The following is a 13057-nucleotide window of genomic DNA, read 5'->3' as shown; positions in this document are numbered from 1 at the left end:
ATAATTCTGATGAAAAATTGGAAAACGAGTGCAGAAGCAATCCTGAAAACTGGCCCGGTAGTGCCGGTTATCGTTGTCAACAAACTGGAGCACGCAGTCCCGATGGCGAAAGCACTGGTTGCTGGCGGCGTGCGCGTTCTTGAAGTAACACTGCGTACTGCCTGTGCCATCGATGCGATTCGCGCGATTGCGAAAGAAGTGCCGGATGCCATTATCGGCGCAGGCACCGTACTTAATCCCCAGCAGTTGAAAGAGGTCACTGAAGCGGGTGCGCAGTTCGCGATAAGCCCGGGTCTGACTGAGCCGCTGCTGAAAGCCGCGACCGAAGGCACTATCCCGTTGATTCCGGGTATCAGCACGGTTTCGGAACTGATGCTGGGTATGGACTACGGCCTGAAAGAGTTCAAATTCTTCCCGGCAGAAGCGAACGGCGGCACCAAAGCGCTGCAGGCTATCGCGGGTCCGTTCTCTCAGGTACGTTTCTGCCCGACTGGCGGTATCTCTCCGGCTAACTACCGCGATTACCTGGCGCTGAAAAGCGTGCTGTGTATCGGTGGCTCCTGGCTGGTTCCGGCCGACGCGCTGGAAGCAGGCGACTATGACCGCATCACCAAACTGGCTCGCGAAGCGGTTGAAGGCGCGAAGTAAATAGTTTCACTGGGCGGCGTATTGCTGGCTGCCTGGAAAATAAAAATGAAAAGCCCGGTAAGCGTCACTGCAACCGGGCTTTTTTGTCACCACATTATTACTTAACCCGTAACCTTCACCGCCGCCGCTGCCGCTTTTGCGCGCTCAACCGCCTCTTCAACGGTATCTGCTGTTGCCAGCGCCACGCCTAAACGGCGTGTGCCGTCAATTTCAGGCTTGCCAAACAGACGTACCTGCAGACCCGCGCCGACGGCATGTTGCAGGTTATCAAACGTGACGTTCTGGCTTTTCAGCGCAGGCAGGATCACCGCAGAGGCAGACGGTCCGTACTGGCGAATTTGCCCAACGGGCAGACCGAGGAAGGCGCGAACGTGCAGGGCGAATTCTGAAACATCCTGCGAAATCAGCGTGACCATCCCGGTATCATGCGGGCGCGGAGAGACTTCGCTAAAGACCACCTCATCGCCGCAAACAAACAATTCAACGCCGAATAAGCCATAGCCGCCCAGGGCTAATACCACTTTACGCGCCACATCCTGCGCACGCTCCAGCGCCAGGTCGGTCATAGATTGCGGTTGCCAGGATTCGCGATAGTCTCCGTCTTCCTGACGATGACCTACCGGAGAGCAGAAATGTACGCCATCTGATGCGCTGATGGTCAGCAGGGTGATTTCGAAATCAAAATTCACCACACCTTCGACGATAACGCGACCGGCACCCGCACGACCACCCTGTTGCGCGTATTCCCAGGCTTTCGCCAACTGATCGGCACTGCGAATGAAACTCTGGCCTTTACCGGAAGAACTCATTACGGGTTTTACGATGCAGGGCAGGCCTATCTCATCAACGGCCTGACGGAACGCCTCTTCACTGTCGGCAAAGCGGTAGCTTGACGTCGGAAGAGCCAGTTCTTCGGCCGCCAGACGACGAATACCTTCGCGATTCATGGTCAGTTTGGTTGCCCGCGCGCACGGGACAACATGCTGACCCTGGGCTTCCAGTTCCAGCAGCGTATCGGTGGCAATCGCTTCAATTTCCGGCACGATAAAGTCGGGCTTTTCCAGCGCTACCAGTGCTTTTAACGCCTCACCATCAAGCATATTGATAACATGCGAGCGGTGGGCCACATGCATGGCGGGCGCGTCGGCATAACGGTCTACGGCAATGACTTCAATGCCAAGCCGCTGGCATTCAATCGCCACTTCTTTGCCTAATTCCCCCGAACCCAATAACATTACGCGAGTAGCCGCCGGACGCAGCGCAGTACCTAATAGAGTCATAGCAAGTCGACCTTCATAAAAAAAATCTGGCGGCAGTATATACGAAAACGTTTGCGTCTGTCTTTTACGACTTGCGCTCTGGCGAAGGGTGCAGTAAAATACTGTATATAAATACAGTTAAAAGGGGCTGCATCATGGCGGTTGAAGTCAAGTATGTTGTGATTCGTGAAGGTGAGGAAAAAATGTCTTTTGCCAGCAAAAAGGAAGCTGACGCTTACGATAAAATGCTCGACCTGGCCGAGGTACTGGAAGGCTGGCTGGGCGAAGCGCCAGTGACGCTTGAAGAAGACCAGCGCGATCAAATGGCGCTCTGGCTGGCTGAACAAAAAGAGGTGCTCAGCCATATCCTCAAATCCGGTAAGTTACCCGGTGCGGATAGCCAGGAGGGCGCACCAGAAGCGGCTCAGGATGATGCAGACGTGGGAGCATCAGAGGCGGTTGATATTAAGTCAAAAGCGAAACGCTCTGCTGCCTGATCCCGGCTTGCGCTGCCTGTAATTTGTACCATGCTTTGATTGGGCTCTATGCACAGGAGAAAAGCATGAAAATAGCAGGAGTGTTGCTGGGTACACTATTACTGGCGGGCAGCGTAGTCGCATCGGCTTCCACTGACAAATCGGTTAAATTTCCCTCTTGCGAAGGAATGAATGCAGAGGGGATCGCTGCGAGCGTCAAACGTGATTACTTGCAAAACCGCATCGTACGCTGGGCTGACGATCAAAAAAAACTTGGCCAGGCGGATCCCGTTGCCTGGGTTACTCCGAAAGACATTCGGGGTAAGCACGATCAATGGGATGTTCCCTTAACGGTTCGTGGTAAGAGCACAGACATTCATTATCTCGTCAAAATCGATTGTAAAGCAGGAAAAGCGGAGTATCAGCCTCGTTAACACCACGACCTTTTCTCATCTTTTGCTGTTTTAGACATTTCCTGACACCCCCTCGCTTAGGCTTCTCGTTTACGAAACGATTAAGTGAGGGGAATCATGGCAAACTGGTTAAACCAATTACAGTCTCTTCTTGGCCAGCAAGGCCAGTCATCGTCATCTTCCGGTGGGCAGGATCTCGGCAAATTACTCGTGCCCGGAGCCTTAGGTGGGCTTGCCGGTTTGCTGGTTGCCAGTAAATCTTCGCGTAAATTACTGACCAAATACGGTACCGGCGCGCTGCTTGTGGGTGGCGGGGCTGTGGCGGGTACCGTCCTGTGGAATAAGTACAAAGACAAAGTGCGCACTGCCCATCAGGAAGAGGCGCAGTTTGGCCAACAGAGCTCGTCTATTGATGCGCGCACCGAACGTCTGATTCTGGCCCTGGTGTTCGCCGCGAAGAGCGACGGACACATTGATGACAGAGAACGTACCGCTATCGAACAACAACTGAACGAGGCCGGTATTGAAGAAAAAGGGAGAGAGCTGATTGCGAAAGCGATCGAACAACCGCTGGATCCACATCGGCTTGCGGCTGGCATCAAAAATGAGGAAGAGGCGCTGGAAGTCTATTTCCTGAGCTGCGCAGCAATAGATATCGACCACTTTATGGAGCGCAGCTATCTTGCTGCCTTAGGCGATGCGCTTAAGATCCCGCATGATGTTCGGGACGGTATCGAAGAAGACCTTCGACAACAGAAAAAGAGCCTTATCGACTAACGCGACTTTCTCGTTTCGCTTGCATCACGCGCGGCTTTTGCCAACCTTATAGTGTGTTAAACAAATAAGAACAGAGCTATGCCGCCGAAAGCTAAACAAGTTCCCCACGCTATGACAGTTCATGGCGATACACGTCTGGACAACTATTACTGGCTGCGCGACGACACCCGTTCGCAGCCAGACGTACTTGATTATCTGCAACAAGAAAATGAGTACGGTCGCTGCATTATGGCTTCTCAGCAGGCACTACAGGATCGTCTGCTGGAAGAGATCATTTCACGTATCCCGCAGCGTGAGATTTCAGCGCCTTATGTTAAGAATGGCTATCGCTATCGCCACATCTTCGAGCCGGGGTGTGAATATCCGATTTATCAACGCCAGTCCGCGCTCTCGGCTGAATGGGATGAGTGGCAAGTGCTGCTGGATGCGAACCAGCGTGCTGCGCATAGCGAATTTTATACTCTGGGAGGGATTGCCATCTCTCCGGATAATACGCTGATGGCCATTTCCGAGGATTACCTTTCGCGCCGCCAGTATGGTGTGCGCTTTCGTAATCTGGAAACCGGGAACTGGTATCCGGAGATGCTCGATAATGTTTCACCGGGTTGTGTGTGGGTGAACGATTCAGAGACACTTTATTATGTGCGTAAGCATGCCACGACCTTGCTCCCTTATCAGGTCTGGCGTCACACCATTGGAACTCCATCTACCCATGATGAATTGATTTATGAGGAGACGGACGACACCTTTTACGTCAGCCTGAGCAAAACCAGTTCACAGCACTACATCATTATTCATCTTGCGAGTGCGACGACGAGTGAGGTGCTGCTGCTGGATGCAGAATTGCCTGATGCCCAGCCGCTCTGCTTTTTACCGCGTCGTAAAGATCACGATTACAGCCTCGATCATTTTCAGCACTCGTTTTATTTGCGTTCCAACCGGGATGGCAAAAATTTCGGCTTATATCGCACCAAAGTACGTGATGAACGACGTTGGGAAGTGCTGATCCCCGCCAGAGAAAATGTCATGCTGGAGGGATTTACCCTGTTTACCGACTGGCTGGTGGTTGAAGAAAGGCAGCGCGGCCTCACCAGCCTGCGGCAGATCAACCGGAAAACGCGAGAAGTCACCGGAATCGCCTTTGACGATCCGGCATATGTTACCTGGCTTGCTTATAACCCTGAACCGGAGACCTCGCGGCTACGTTATGGTTATTCGTCCATGACGACGCCGGATACCTTGTTTGAACTTGACATGGACACCGGCGAGCGCCGCGTGATCAAACAGACGGAAGTAGCCGGATTTGACGCCAGTGATTATCGTAGCGAGCATCTTTGGATCCGGGCGCGGGACGGTGTGGAAGTCCCGGTATCGCTGGTCTATAACCACAAACATTTCCGCAAAGGGGAAAATCCGTTACTGGTTTACGGCTATGGCTCGTATGGCGCCAGCATGGATGCTGATTTCAGCAGTAGCCGGTTAAGTTTGCTCGATCGTGGCTTTGTCTATGCCATTGCCCACATCCGCGGCGGCGGTGAGCTGGGGCAGCAGTGGTATGAGGACGGGAAATTCCTGAAAAAAAGAAACACCTTCAACGACTTTATCGATGTTACGGATGGGCTGCTGGCGCTGGAGTATGGCTCTCCGCTTTTCTGCTATGGCATGGGCGGTAGTGCCGGAGGATTGTTGATGGGGGCCGTTATCAACGAGCGACCATCACTGTTTCACGGAATTATCGCGCAGGTACCGTTCGTGGATACGCTCACAACAATGCTGGATGAATCCATTCCTTTGACCACCGGCGAGTTTGAAGAGTGGGGAAATCCGCAGGACGAAACCTACTATCACTACATAAAGCGCTATAGCCCGTACGATAATATCGGTACCCATGACTATCCGCATATGCTGGTCACAACAGGCCTGCATGACTCCCAGGTGCAATACTGGGAGCCAGCCAAATGGGTGGCGAAACTGCGCGAACTTAAAACGGACAACAACCTGCTTCTGCTCTGTACCGATATGGATTCCGGTCACGGCGGCAAATCAGGCCGTTTTAAATCCTACGAGGGAGTGGCGCTTGAGTTCGCTTTCCTGGTCGCACTGGCGCAAGGCACGCTTCCTGGCAACAAAGCAGATTAATGATCGTCGAGATAATGTTTCAACGTCAGCCGCAACTCCGGACTCATGCGATCCAGATTGTTGTACAACCAACGCAAGTAGCCGGGGTCGCGTTCCGCGACTTCGGCGACGGCTTTCCCCCGATACTTACCGAAGGTGAAGGTTGTCAGCAGTGCGGGTCTGCCGGTGACCGTTGCCATTTGATCCGGCGTCCAGCCTGATGTTTTCATAATATCAATCAGCAGGGCTGCGGTGATATAGCAGTCATAAAGCGCCCGGTGATGGTGCAATCCTGCTGGCGTTTGTACGCTAAGTTTGCGTGATTTATACAAAGCCATATTGCTGTATTTAATACCGGGCCAAAGCCGACGAGCCAGCTTCATAGTACAAATCCATTCGCCTGGCATTTCGGGTAAGACGCGTCTGTCGAAGCTGGCATTATGGGCGACATACCAGTGACTACCGTAATATTGGGGAATAATTTCTTCAATCCACGGCTGATTGGCGACCATTGATTCGGTTATCCGATGGATAGCCATCGCCTGAGGGCTGATAGGGCGGTCCGGGCGAACAAGATGGCTCATGGGATTAATAATCTGCCCGTTCACCACATCTACGGAAGCAATCTCGACGACCCCGCCTTGCAAATCGCAGGTTTCGGTATCGATGACGCGAAGTACGGTTTCAGCGGTCATTTGCTTTTCGGCTCGTACGGCAGACGCGACAGATTCACAGACGCCAGGCGGTGAGCAATAAGCCGTTCGCGAAACCAGTTGCGCAGGTGTTCGGGTTGCTCACGTTCGACGACCTCAGCGACCACCGGCATGTTATAGCGCTCTTTAAAAGCAACACCGGCCGCTGCCAAATCGACGTTGACTTTGTCCATCTCTTCCTGTGAAAGGCGGGCCAGATTGGTATTCATGCGTTTCTCCTGAGGTTATGCCGCAAAAGTTACTAAGCCTGTTGCAGAAAGACAAGTCTGCCGATGAGACTCGACGAGGCCATTATACAGAGTTATCCTCGTCGCTTTAAACATAACAAAAAGGAATGCCAGACATGCTATTCACCGCACCCCGCCTGTCACGTACATTGGCTCTTGTCGCTGCTGTCGTCACTGCACCCGCAGCTTTCGCTCATGCCCATCTGAAAAACCAATATCCTGCAGCGAACGCCGACGTCACGGCCTCCCCGCAGGCGTTAACGCTAAATTTCTCCGAAGGCATTGAACCCAAATTCAGCGGCGTCACGCTCACCGGGGCACAGCAGCAGAGCATCAAGACCGGCGCCGTTAAACGTAACGAACAGGACAAAACACAAATGCTCGTTCCTCTGGAGCAGACGTTGCAGCCGGGCAATTATACCGTTGACTGGCATGTCGTCTCTGTCGATGGCCACAAAACCCGTGGTACCTATACGTTTTCAGTGAAATAAGATGTTAACGGCAGGCTATATTGGGTTGCGCGGCATCCATTTTGCCGCCTTGATGCTGCTTTTCGGCTGCGCGCTCTTTATTAGTCGGCTGGCGCCTCGCCATCTGCTCCTTGTCATGGTAACGCGTTTTACCGGATTAATACGCCTTTGCCTGTGCATGGGCGCTTTAAGTGCCGTCTTCATGTTTGCCCTACAGGGCGGGATTATGGGCGATGGCTGGAAAGATGTTTTTAGTCCGCAAACCTGGCGGCTGCTTGCCGGGACGCAGTTCGGCAGTATCTGGTTATGGCAGATGTTCATTGCTGTTATGACGATGTTTGTCGGCTATCTGCAACCCAAACAGCAGGGAAGGCTGGTGTTGCTGACAGGCGCGCAACTGATCCTGCTCGCTGGCGTCGGCCACGCCGCCATGCATGAAGGCATCGCGGGCATACTACAACGTGCAAACCACGCACTCCATTTGCTGTGTGCTGCCACCTGGTTGGGTGGGTTATTACCCGTACTATTTTGTATGCGATTAAGCCAGGCTCGCTGGCGAGAATATGCCGTTAGCTCAATGATGCGTTTTTCTCGATACGGGCATGTCGCAGTGGCAGGCGTTCTTGTGACAGGTATGATTAACTCCCTGTTTATTCAGGGCACCTTATGGTCTATGCAAACCGGCTATGGCCGCATGCTATTGATCAAATGTGCGTTGGTGGCGCTAATGGTGGCAATTGCGCTAGCGAACAGGTATGTTCTGGTGCCACGCTTAGGCCTGAAAAACTCCCAGGCACGACATTTCCTGATTTGGATGACATGGACCGAAGTGGTTCTGGGTGCGCTTGTGCTGGCGGCGGTCAGCCTGTTCGCAACCTGGGAACCCTTCTGATTAACCGGGCGAAAATGATGAAAAAAACCATACTGACGATGCTTTTACTGGCATGTTCCGCTGGCGCCTTTGCCGCGCCGTCGGTGATTACCGTAAGCCGCTTTGAAGTGGGTAAGGACAAATGGGCATTTAACCGGGAAGAGGTCATGCTCACCTGCCGACCCGATCATGCGCTTTATGCCATCAATCCGAGCACACTGGTGCAATATCCGCTCAATCAAGAGGCGCAACAGCAGGTGGCCAGTGGTAAAACATCCGCGCAACCCATCAGTGTTATCCAGATTGACGACCCGTCCAGACCCGGTGAAAAGATGAGTCTTGCGCCCTTTATCGCTCGGGCGGAAAAACTTTGTTAATAAAAGAATGCATCTGACTGATTTTAAATAAAAAACCGCAAGTCTGATTGAACAGGTCTTGCGGTTTTAACATTTTTAAGCGTGACGATAACCGAATTTTTCAGAGCGGATTTGCCGCAAACTGGAAAACCTGGCGCCGTCATCTATTCTTAAAGTGCAAGGCGACTTAGCCTGCATTAATGCCAACTTTTAGCGCACGGCTCTCTCCCAAGAGCCATTTCCCTGGACCGAATACAGGAATCGTATTCGGTCTTTTTTTGGAACCCTTTCCAGACAGGCACTTAAGTGGCTCCGTCGGAAAATGTCCGAAAATTGTCCGAATTTCCATATTCGGCAACCTAACCCTTATACCAGAATAAATTCCTTTTTGCGCGGATCTCAAATCTTTTTCGTTCTTGCCTCAGATGCATATCCCCGGCACGGCTATATGAATCCTGACCTTTCTCTTTTGGCCGAGAGATTGTGCGTATGCAACCTAACTCGCGGAATAATTCACTCTGCGATGGCGAAGCAAAATCATCGGGAAACTGGCGGGGATGCAGGTGTTAGTACAGAAGTGGTGTTTGAAATAAAAATCCCTCAGGAGAGGGAAATCCGCTCTTCTCCTGAGGGAAGCAATTGCTTGAAAGTTAATAAATTCTTCGTTACGACCATTAGTTTGCTAATTATAAAGAATATATGCTTTGAGAATCATCCTGGTTTTCAATCTGCAACGATTAGCCAGCTATAGTCATTGCATCCATGCTTCATTATTATTCCCTGGTAAGCTTCATTCGCCGCTCTGTCCGAGCGGCTTTTTTTTGCTCACACAAATAATGCCATCCTGGCTGTCCGGGCAGCCTTCTGTTGTCCCTTCATACAGGGGGGATGAGGATGTGCATTGTCAGTTCTCATTAGCCCCGCAACCGACGAGACATCGGGGTATATCGCCCTGTTAAAGTACATGTCGGTGGCTAATTCATTCTCAGACCGTTCTCCCTGTTTCTGCAGGGTAAAGAGCGCAGCAATAATTTCCATCCAGCGGGGAGATAAGTTGAGATAAAAGTAAAAGTTCGCTGAATGTCTGTGATAACACTTTATTAAGATTAATCTTAAGGGTAATCTGCGTTCTCAATTTATGAAAAGGAGGTTGTAATGCTGGACAGATATTCCACAAAGACAGACGAAGAGAATAATCGCGTAGAAGTAGTAAAAGCAGCGTTAGACATTGCAAAGGCTTCTGTTGGAAGCTATGACGCGGCCGCAGCATGCAAAACAGATACAGAAATGCAATATGTCGCACAGCAAATTAAAGCTCTTGCCGATGCAATTGAGGATGCTTTGAAAGTGTCCTGAGGCCATTTCGATCTTAACAGCCTCGCCTGAGCGGGGCTTTTTATTGCCCCTCGTCCACGCAGTCTGACGATATATTTTCCGGGTGAACTCTTTTTGAAATGAAGATGTTGCCAGTAAGCATTCTGACTGACACAACGCACGGCGACAAACTCAGAGTTATGACCTCCCCCTGGTCGCCTGCCATAGGCCCGGCCTGGCCTATGGTGCGGGTTAATGAGTAAAGAAGCGCTCGACTAACCCGGTACCGCCGGCATGCGGGTTAATTGACTCGCGTTCTTATCAGAACCGCAAAGGCGCCATGTTTTTTGCCGAACATTAGCTATTCCACCACCGATCAACAGGCGTTATCCGCGCACTGTTGCTGGCAAAGCATCGAAGAAAAATATGAGAACGGTGAGTGGGTTATTGCTATGGCATAGCCGCTTTCTTTCCCGGACTTGCCATGATGTCTAAACATAACAAGAGACGATGACCGAAAGGCTGTGCTAATGTCGTATGCAATTTAAACAACTGAGGATAACGACATGAGCAAAGATGTTGTGGTAATACTCCCCGGTGGAAAGGTCGATCACATCTCGGTGGCGGATGACCTAAAGAAGGTCAGCTACAGAAATGATCAGCGCTCTTTTCTTGATATGCCGATCGAAACGTATGTGCTGGATGGAAAAGAGTTCCTGATAGCGAAGTTTTCGGAATTAGTCAGTACGCGTGAAACTGAACAGGCCATTCGTCAGTTTTATTAACCTGCCACCATCAACTGGACTTAGCCGTGGCCAGCGCGGGAAAACGATTTTCCCGTGTTGTATCGATGGCGCATAAATGATTTTGCAAGTCTTACAAAGGCCTCATCTTGAGGCCTCTCATCAGGACGCTTTTTTAGGCCACCTTCGTCTGACTGGAATACATGTTTTTGCCGTAAGACGAGATCCACACACTGAACAAATTGCACCGTGAGGGTAATTTTTATCCGGGCAAAGTTGCGTGAAAAAGAATGTATTTCCTTTGCAGACAGGACAAACGAATCTTAGAGTTGGAATAGCCCCTCCTGGCCGTTAGATGGAAAAACCACACTAACATGAAAAGTATGGCTTGAAAGATATATCGTTATGTTTTAATTGGTTCGTCTCTTCTTTTTCAGGCAACATATGCGCTATATCAATTAGTAGTGAGAACTCGCAGGCTGGAAGATATACGGATGACATCAGCGAGTGAGATAATGAATTCAGGTATGGGGATTTTTAGCCAGTAACGAGATGAAATAATAATTGCTGGTAATGAAAATAAGAATAAATAATATATTAGCAGCGACAGTAATAAGCAAGAGCAGTGGTAATTCCACTGCTCTCAATATTTAGCGGAAAAAATCTGTCAGGCTGTTATTCATGTCATCAAGTAGCTGGAAGCGTCGACGATATTCGGCACGCTTCTTACTTGGAATACTCTCAAGCGGTTTACGTGCCAGCATTAATGGCAAACGCCAGCGCCAGGCATTATCTTTTTCGCCATCAATAGATGCCCAGAACTCATCATAGCTGGCATGGAAATGGCGACCTTTACTAAAGCGATAACGCAATGCGCGAAAGACATGACCATCATCGCTCACGCCATAAACCGCACTAATGCCAGTGTGTGCGCACATCTGCCACAATACTTCGATCAGCAAGCGTTTAGGAAAAATACCGTAGCAAGCACGTGTAGCCACCTTGATGACTTCATGCGAGATGTTTTTTCGGGGGCCCTGCAGACCGCCAATCACTAATGCACGCTGGCCTTTTTCCTCGATCACGCTGAATGTGGCGCTCGCCAGCAGGACATGGTCGCCATCGTATAACCACAGGGTGCTTTCGCCTTCACGTTCCGCTTTATGGGCGCAGGAGGCAAAAACATTAAATTCGGCGTCATCTTTGCCTTTGCACTGCAAAATGTGCTGAGGGCTAACGGCGGTCATTGCATCGGCTGCTCTGGCAGACAAACAAGTGTCAACCCACTGGTAGTGGCTGACGACCGCATCGGCACGCTTCGCTGCATTGAGCCCCAGCGTCAGATATTGGCGATGTGATTTGCTCGGCAGTGTTACCTGGGCATTCAGTAAACGTTCAAATCCCGGGCGTTGTGATAACGCGCTCAGCATTTTTACCGTTGAAGGCCAGAACAACAGCGAACGGAGCAGGAACTTAAGGCGATAATTGCGTTTTGTCCAGATAGGGCCAGGCACCAGACGCCCGGAGACCAGTTCGCGAATAATATGTTGATGGTGATTTTGCAGGTGTTTTTCTTGCAGACTGATATTCGACACGGTAGGGCCCTCTGAATGTTCACTGTCTATTCTAGGGACTACGCTGTGGCAAATTAACCTGCGCGGTGGTTTATTTCGGGTTCGTTTAACGATGATTTAAGTTGAACCAAATTGGGCCCTGATTACGCAGAGTCAAGCCTCCTTTCTATACTAAAAATAAGGGGGAGATATGTATCAACGTATTGATGGGAATACCTGGCGGCATATCTGGATCGCAGGCGATCTGCACGGCTGCCATCAGCGTCTATTGAATGAACTGCGTGAGCGCCATTTTGATCCCTATAAGGATTTGCTGATCTGCGTTGGCGATTTGATTGACCGTGGACCTGACAGCCTGCATTGCCTGCAATTGCTTAAAAGATCGTGGTTTAAGACGGTCCGTGGGAACCATGAGCAGATGGCTATTGACGCGCTCAATGCAGGGGATATGACCCTGTGGTCATTCAATGGCGGTGCCTGGTTCAATCATCTCAGCGGAAAGGAACAGCACACGGCTTGTGAGGCGCTACGGGAATGTGATCAATTGCCTTATATTATTGAGCTGCACTGCGCCAGCGGGGTCAATATTATCGCCCATGCCGATTACCCGTCCGATCACTACGCCTGGCAAAAACCCGTAGACAAAGAATCGGTACTCTGGCGTCGTGAGCGTTTGAGTGAACATCTGGCAGGGAAAGGTGAAGCCATTTCCGGCGCGGACCATTTCTGGTTTGGTCATACGCCGCTTAAACATCGTGTGGATGCAACCAATCAGCATTATATTGATACTGGCGCCGTCTTCGGCGGTGAAATGACATTAGTACAGGTGCAGTAGTTAAAAATCACTGTATTCCTGGGCAGGGCGCCAGAAGCCATCAATAAAATCTTCTACCGGATAGCATCCGCCATAGCGCAGGCGTTGTACTTCCATAGCGACAAGACACTGTTGTTCGGTATTAAAGACATCCACGACGATGTCATCACACCCACCATCCAGGTAGCAAACAAACAAGACCAGAGCGAACATTCCATCCTCGGTTCATTACAGCATGATGTAATTGTAGGGGATGATTAGAGGCAGGGGAAATCAGGCGGGTA

16 protein-coding genes are annotated in these 13057 nt (G+C 50.8%); 11 read left to right on the top strand and 5 right to left on the bottom strand.

The genetic code is table 11. From position 1 onward, the window contains the following. The first annotated feature begins 9 nt into the window (after positions 1 to 9). Positions 10 to 648: a bifunctional 4-hydroxy-2-oxoglutarate aldolase/2-dehydro-3-deoxy-phosphogluconate aldolase gene (gene kdgA / locus L2097_RS10020; RefSeq protein WP_039078734.1), complete on the top strand. Its 639-nt coding sequence runs from the start codon at positions 10 to 12 to the stop codon at positions 646 to 648. Between the two features lie 101 nt (positions 649 to 749). Here the strand turns inward: kdgA and purT are convergent, their stop codons facing one another. Then, positions 750 to 1928, bottom strand: coding sequence for a formate-dependent phosphoribosylglycinamide formyltransferase (purT, locus tag L2097_RS10015; protein ID WP_250352765.1), 1179 nt, complete (start codon positions 1926 to 1928; stop codon positions 750 to 752). Positions 1929 to 2062: 134 nt separating this feature from the next. Between purT and L2097_RS10010 the strand changes: the two genes are divergently transcribed. The 4 genes from L2097_RS10010 to ptrB all read left to right on the top strand — a co-directional run bounded on the left by L2097_RS10010 (position 2063) and on the right by ptrB (position 5712). After that, positions 2063 to 2404 (top strand): YebG family protein, encoded by a 342-nt coding sequence (locus L2097_RS10010; RefSeq protein ID WP_047370893.1) that lies wholly within the window; start codon positions 2063 to 2065, stop codon positions 2402 to 2404. A 65-nt stretch (positions 2405 to 2469) separates the two neighbouring features. Beyond that, the gene (gene yebF, locus L2097_RS10005; RefSeq protein WP_250352764.1) at positions 2470 to 2817 is read left to right on the top strand and encodes a protein YebF; all 348 of its coding nucleotides are present in this window, start codon (positions 2470 to 2472) and stop codon (positions 2815 to 2817) included. Positions 2818 to 2913: 96 nt separating this feature from the next. After that, positions 2914 to 3573 (top strand): tellurite resistance TerB family protein, encoded by a 660-nt coding sequence (locus L2097_RS10000; RefSeq protein ID WP_250352763.1) that lies wholly within the window; start codon positions 2914 to 2916, stop codon positions 3571 to 3573. 78 nt (positions 3574 to 3651) lie between these two features. Further along, positions 3652 to 5712 (top strand): oligopeptidase B, encoded by a 2061-nt coding sequence (gene ptrB / locus L2097_RS09995; protein WP_047370890.1) that lies wholly within the window; start codon positions 3652 to 3654, stop codon positions 5710 to 5712. Here ptrB and exoX read toward each other — a convergent pair. After that, positions 5709 to 6386: an exodeoxyribonuclease X gene (exoX, locus tag L2097_RS09990; RefSeq protein WP_250352762.1), complete on the bottom strand. Its 678-nt coding sequence runs from the start codon at positions 6384 to 6386 to the stop codon at positions 5709 to 5711. The genes ptrB and exoX overlap by 4 nt on opposite strands. Continuing rightward, positions 6383 to 6613, bottom strand: coding sequence for a DNA polymerase III subunit theta (locus tag L2097_RS09985; protein WP_039078743.1), 231 nt, complete (start codon positions 6611 to 6613; stop codon positions 6383 to 6385). Before L2097_RS09985 ends, exoX begins: the two co-directional genes overlap by 4 nt. A gap of 134 nt (positions 6614 to 6747) precedes the next feature. On the opposite strand from L2097_RS09985, the gene yobA reads away from it, so the two are divergent. The 5 genes from yobA to L2097_RS09960 all read left to right on the top strand — a co-directional run bounded on the left by yobA (position 6748) and on the right by L2097_RS09960 (position 10427). Next, positions 6748 to 7122 (top strand): CopC domain-containing protein YobA, encoded by a 375-nt coding sequence (gene yobA, locus L2097_RS09980; RefSeq protein WP_047370888.1) that lies wholly within the window; start codon positions 6748 to 6750, stop codon positions 7120 to 7122. A gap of 1 nt (position 7123) precedes the next feature. Then, positions 7124 to 7993, top strand: a complete 870-nt coding sequence (gene copD / locus L2097_RS09975; RefSeq protein WP_085005964.1) for a copper homeostasis membrane protein CopD — start codon at positions 7124 to 7126, stop codon at positions 7991 to 7993. 14 nt (positions 7994 to 8007) lie between these two features. Then, positions 8008 to 8349, top strand: coding sequence for a YebY family protein (locus L2097_RS09970; protein ID WP_120785394.1), 342 nt, complete (start codon positions 8008 to 8010; stop codon positions 8347 to 8349). Between the two features lie 1134 nt (positions 8350 to 9483). Next, positions 9484 to 9684: a hypothetical protein gene (locus L2097_RS09965; RefSeq protein WP_047370885.1), complete on the top strand. Its 201-nt coding sequence runs from the start codon at positions 9484 to 9486 to the stop codon at positions 9682 to 9684. A 524-nt stretch (positions 9685 to 10208) separates the two neighbouring features. Further along, a complete protein-coding gene (locus tag L2097_RS09960) occupies positions 10209 to 10427 on the top strand; it encodes a hypothetical protein (RefSeq protein WP_047370883.1) in 219 nt (72 codons plus the stop codon). A 608-nt stretch (positions 10428 to 11035) separates the two neighbouring features. Here the strand turns inward: L2097_RS09960 and L2097_RS09955 are convergent. Beyond that, positions 11036 to 11980: a VirK/YbjX family protein gene (locus L2097_RS09955; protein ID WP_250352761.1), complete on the bottom strand. Its 945-nt coding sequence runs from the start codon at positions 11978 to 11980 to the stop codon at positions 11036 to 11038. Positions 11981 to 12149: 169 nt separating this feature from the next. On the opposite strand from L2097_RS09955, the gene pphA reads away from it, so the two are divergent. Next, positions 12150 to 12794 carry a protein-serine/threonine phosphatase gene (gene pphA, locus L2097_RS09950; protein WP_085005965.1) on the top strand — a complete coding sequence of 215 codons (645 nt, stop codon included), beginning with the start codon at positions 12150 to 12152 and terminating at the stop codon, positions 12792 to 12794. Here the strand turns inward: pphA and L2097_RS09945 are convergent, their stop codons facing one another. After that, positions 12795 to 12986: a YdfD/YebW family protein gene (locus L2097_RS09945; RefSeq protein WP_047370880.1), complete on the bottom strand. Its 192-nt coding sequence runs from the start codon at positions 12984 to 12986 to the stop codon at positions 12795 to 12797. It abuts the gene before it with no gap. Positions 12987 to 13057 lie beyond the last annotated feature (71 nt).

It is taken from the genome of Citrobacter sp. MNAZ 1397 (assembly GCF_023613995.1).
Lineage (GTDB): Bacteria > Pseudomonadota > Gammaproteobacteria > Enterobacterales > Enterobacteriaceae > Phytobacter > Phytobacter ursingii.
The sequence above is the reverse complement of the archived record's forward strand: the minus strand, read 5'-3'. Positions and strand labels throughout refer to the sequence as shown.

What these genes read in the sequence shown, in the direction of transcription:
- kdgA (WP_039078734.1), top strand. Translation starts at nt 10, where the DNA reads ATGAAAAATTGGAAAACGAGTGCAGAAGCAATCCTGAAAACTGGCCCG.
- purT (WP_250352765.1), bottom strand. Translation starts at nt 1,928, where the DNA reads ATGACTCTATTAGGTACTGCGCTGCGTCCGGCGGCTACTCGCGTAATG.
- L2097_RS10010 (WP_047370893.1), top strand. Translation starts at nt 2,063, where the DNA reads ATGGCGGTTGAAGTCAAGTATGTTGTGATTCGTGAAGGTGAGGAAAAA.
- yebF (WP_250352764.1), top strand. Translation starts at nt 2,470, where the DNA reads ATGAAAATAGCAGGAGTGTTGCTGGGTACACTATTACTGGCGGGCAGC.
- L2097_RS10000 (WP_250352763.1), top strand. Translation starts at nt 2,914, where the DNA reads ATGGCAAACTGGTTAAACCAATTACAGTCTCTTCTTGGCCAGCAAGGC.
- ptrB (WP_047370890.1), top strand. Translation starts at nt 3,652, where the DNA reads ATGCCGCCGAAAGCTAAACAAGTTCCCCACGCTATGACAGTTCATGGC.
- exoX (WP_250352762.1), bottom strand. Translation starts at nt 6,386, where the DNA reads ATGACCGCTGAAACCGTACTTCGCGTCATCGATACCGAAACCTGCGAT.
- L2097_RS09985 (WP_039078743.1), bottom strand. Translation starts at nt 6,613, where the DNA reads ATGAATACCAATCTGGCCCGCCTTTCACAGGAAGAGATGGACAAAGTC.
- yobA (WP_047370888.1), top strand. Translation starts at nt 6,748, where the DNA reads ATGCTATTCACCGCACCCCGCCTGTCACGTACATTGGCTCTTGTCGCT.
- copD (WP_085005964.1), top strand. Translation starts at nt 7,124, where the DNA reads ATGTTAACGGCAGGCTATATTGGGTTGCGCGGCATCCATTTTGCCGCC.
- L2097_RS09970 (WP_120785394.1), top strand. Translation starts at nt 8,008, where the DNA reads ATGATGAAAAAAACCATACTGACGATGCTTTTACTGGCATGTTCCGCT.
- L2097_RS09965 (WP_047370885.1), top strand. Translation starts at nt 9,484, where the DNA reads ATGCTGGACAGATATTCCACAAAGACAGACGAAGAGAATAATCGCGTA.
- L2097_RS09960 (WP_047370883.1), top strand. Translation starts at nt 10,209, where the DNA reads ATGAGCAAAGATGTTGTGGTAATACTCCCCGGTGGAAAGGTCGATCAC.
- pphA (WP_085005965.1), top strand. Translation starts at nt 12,150, where the DNA reads ATGTATCAACGTATTGATGGGAATACCTGGCGGCATATCTGGATCGCA.
- L2097_RS09945 (WP_047370880.1), bottom strand. Translation starts at nt 12,986, where the DNA reads ATGTTCGCTCTGGTCTTGTTTGTTTGCTACCTGGATGGTGGGTGTGAT.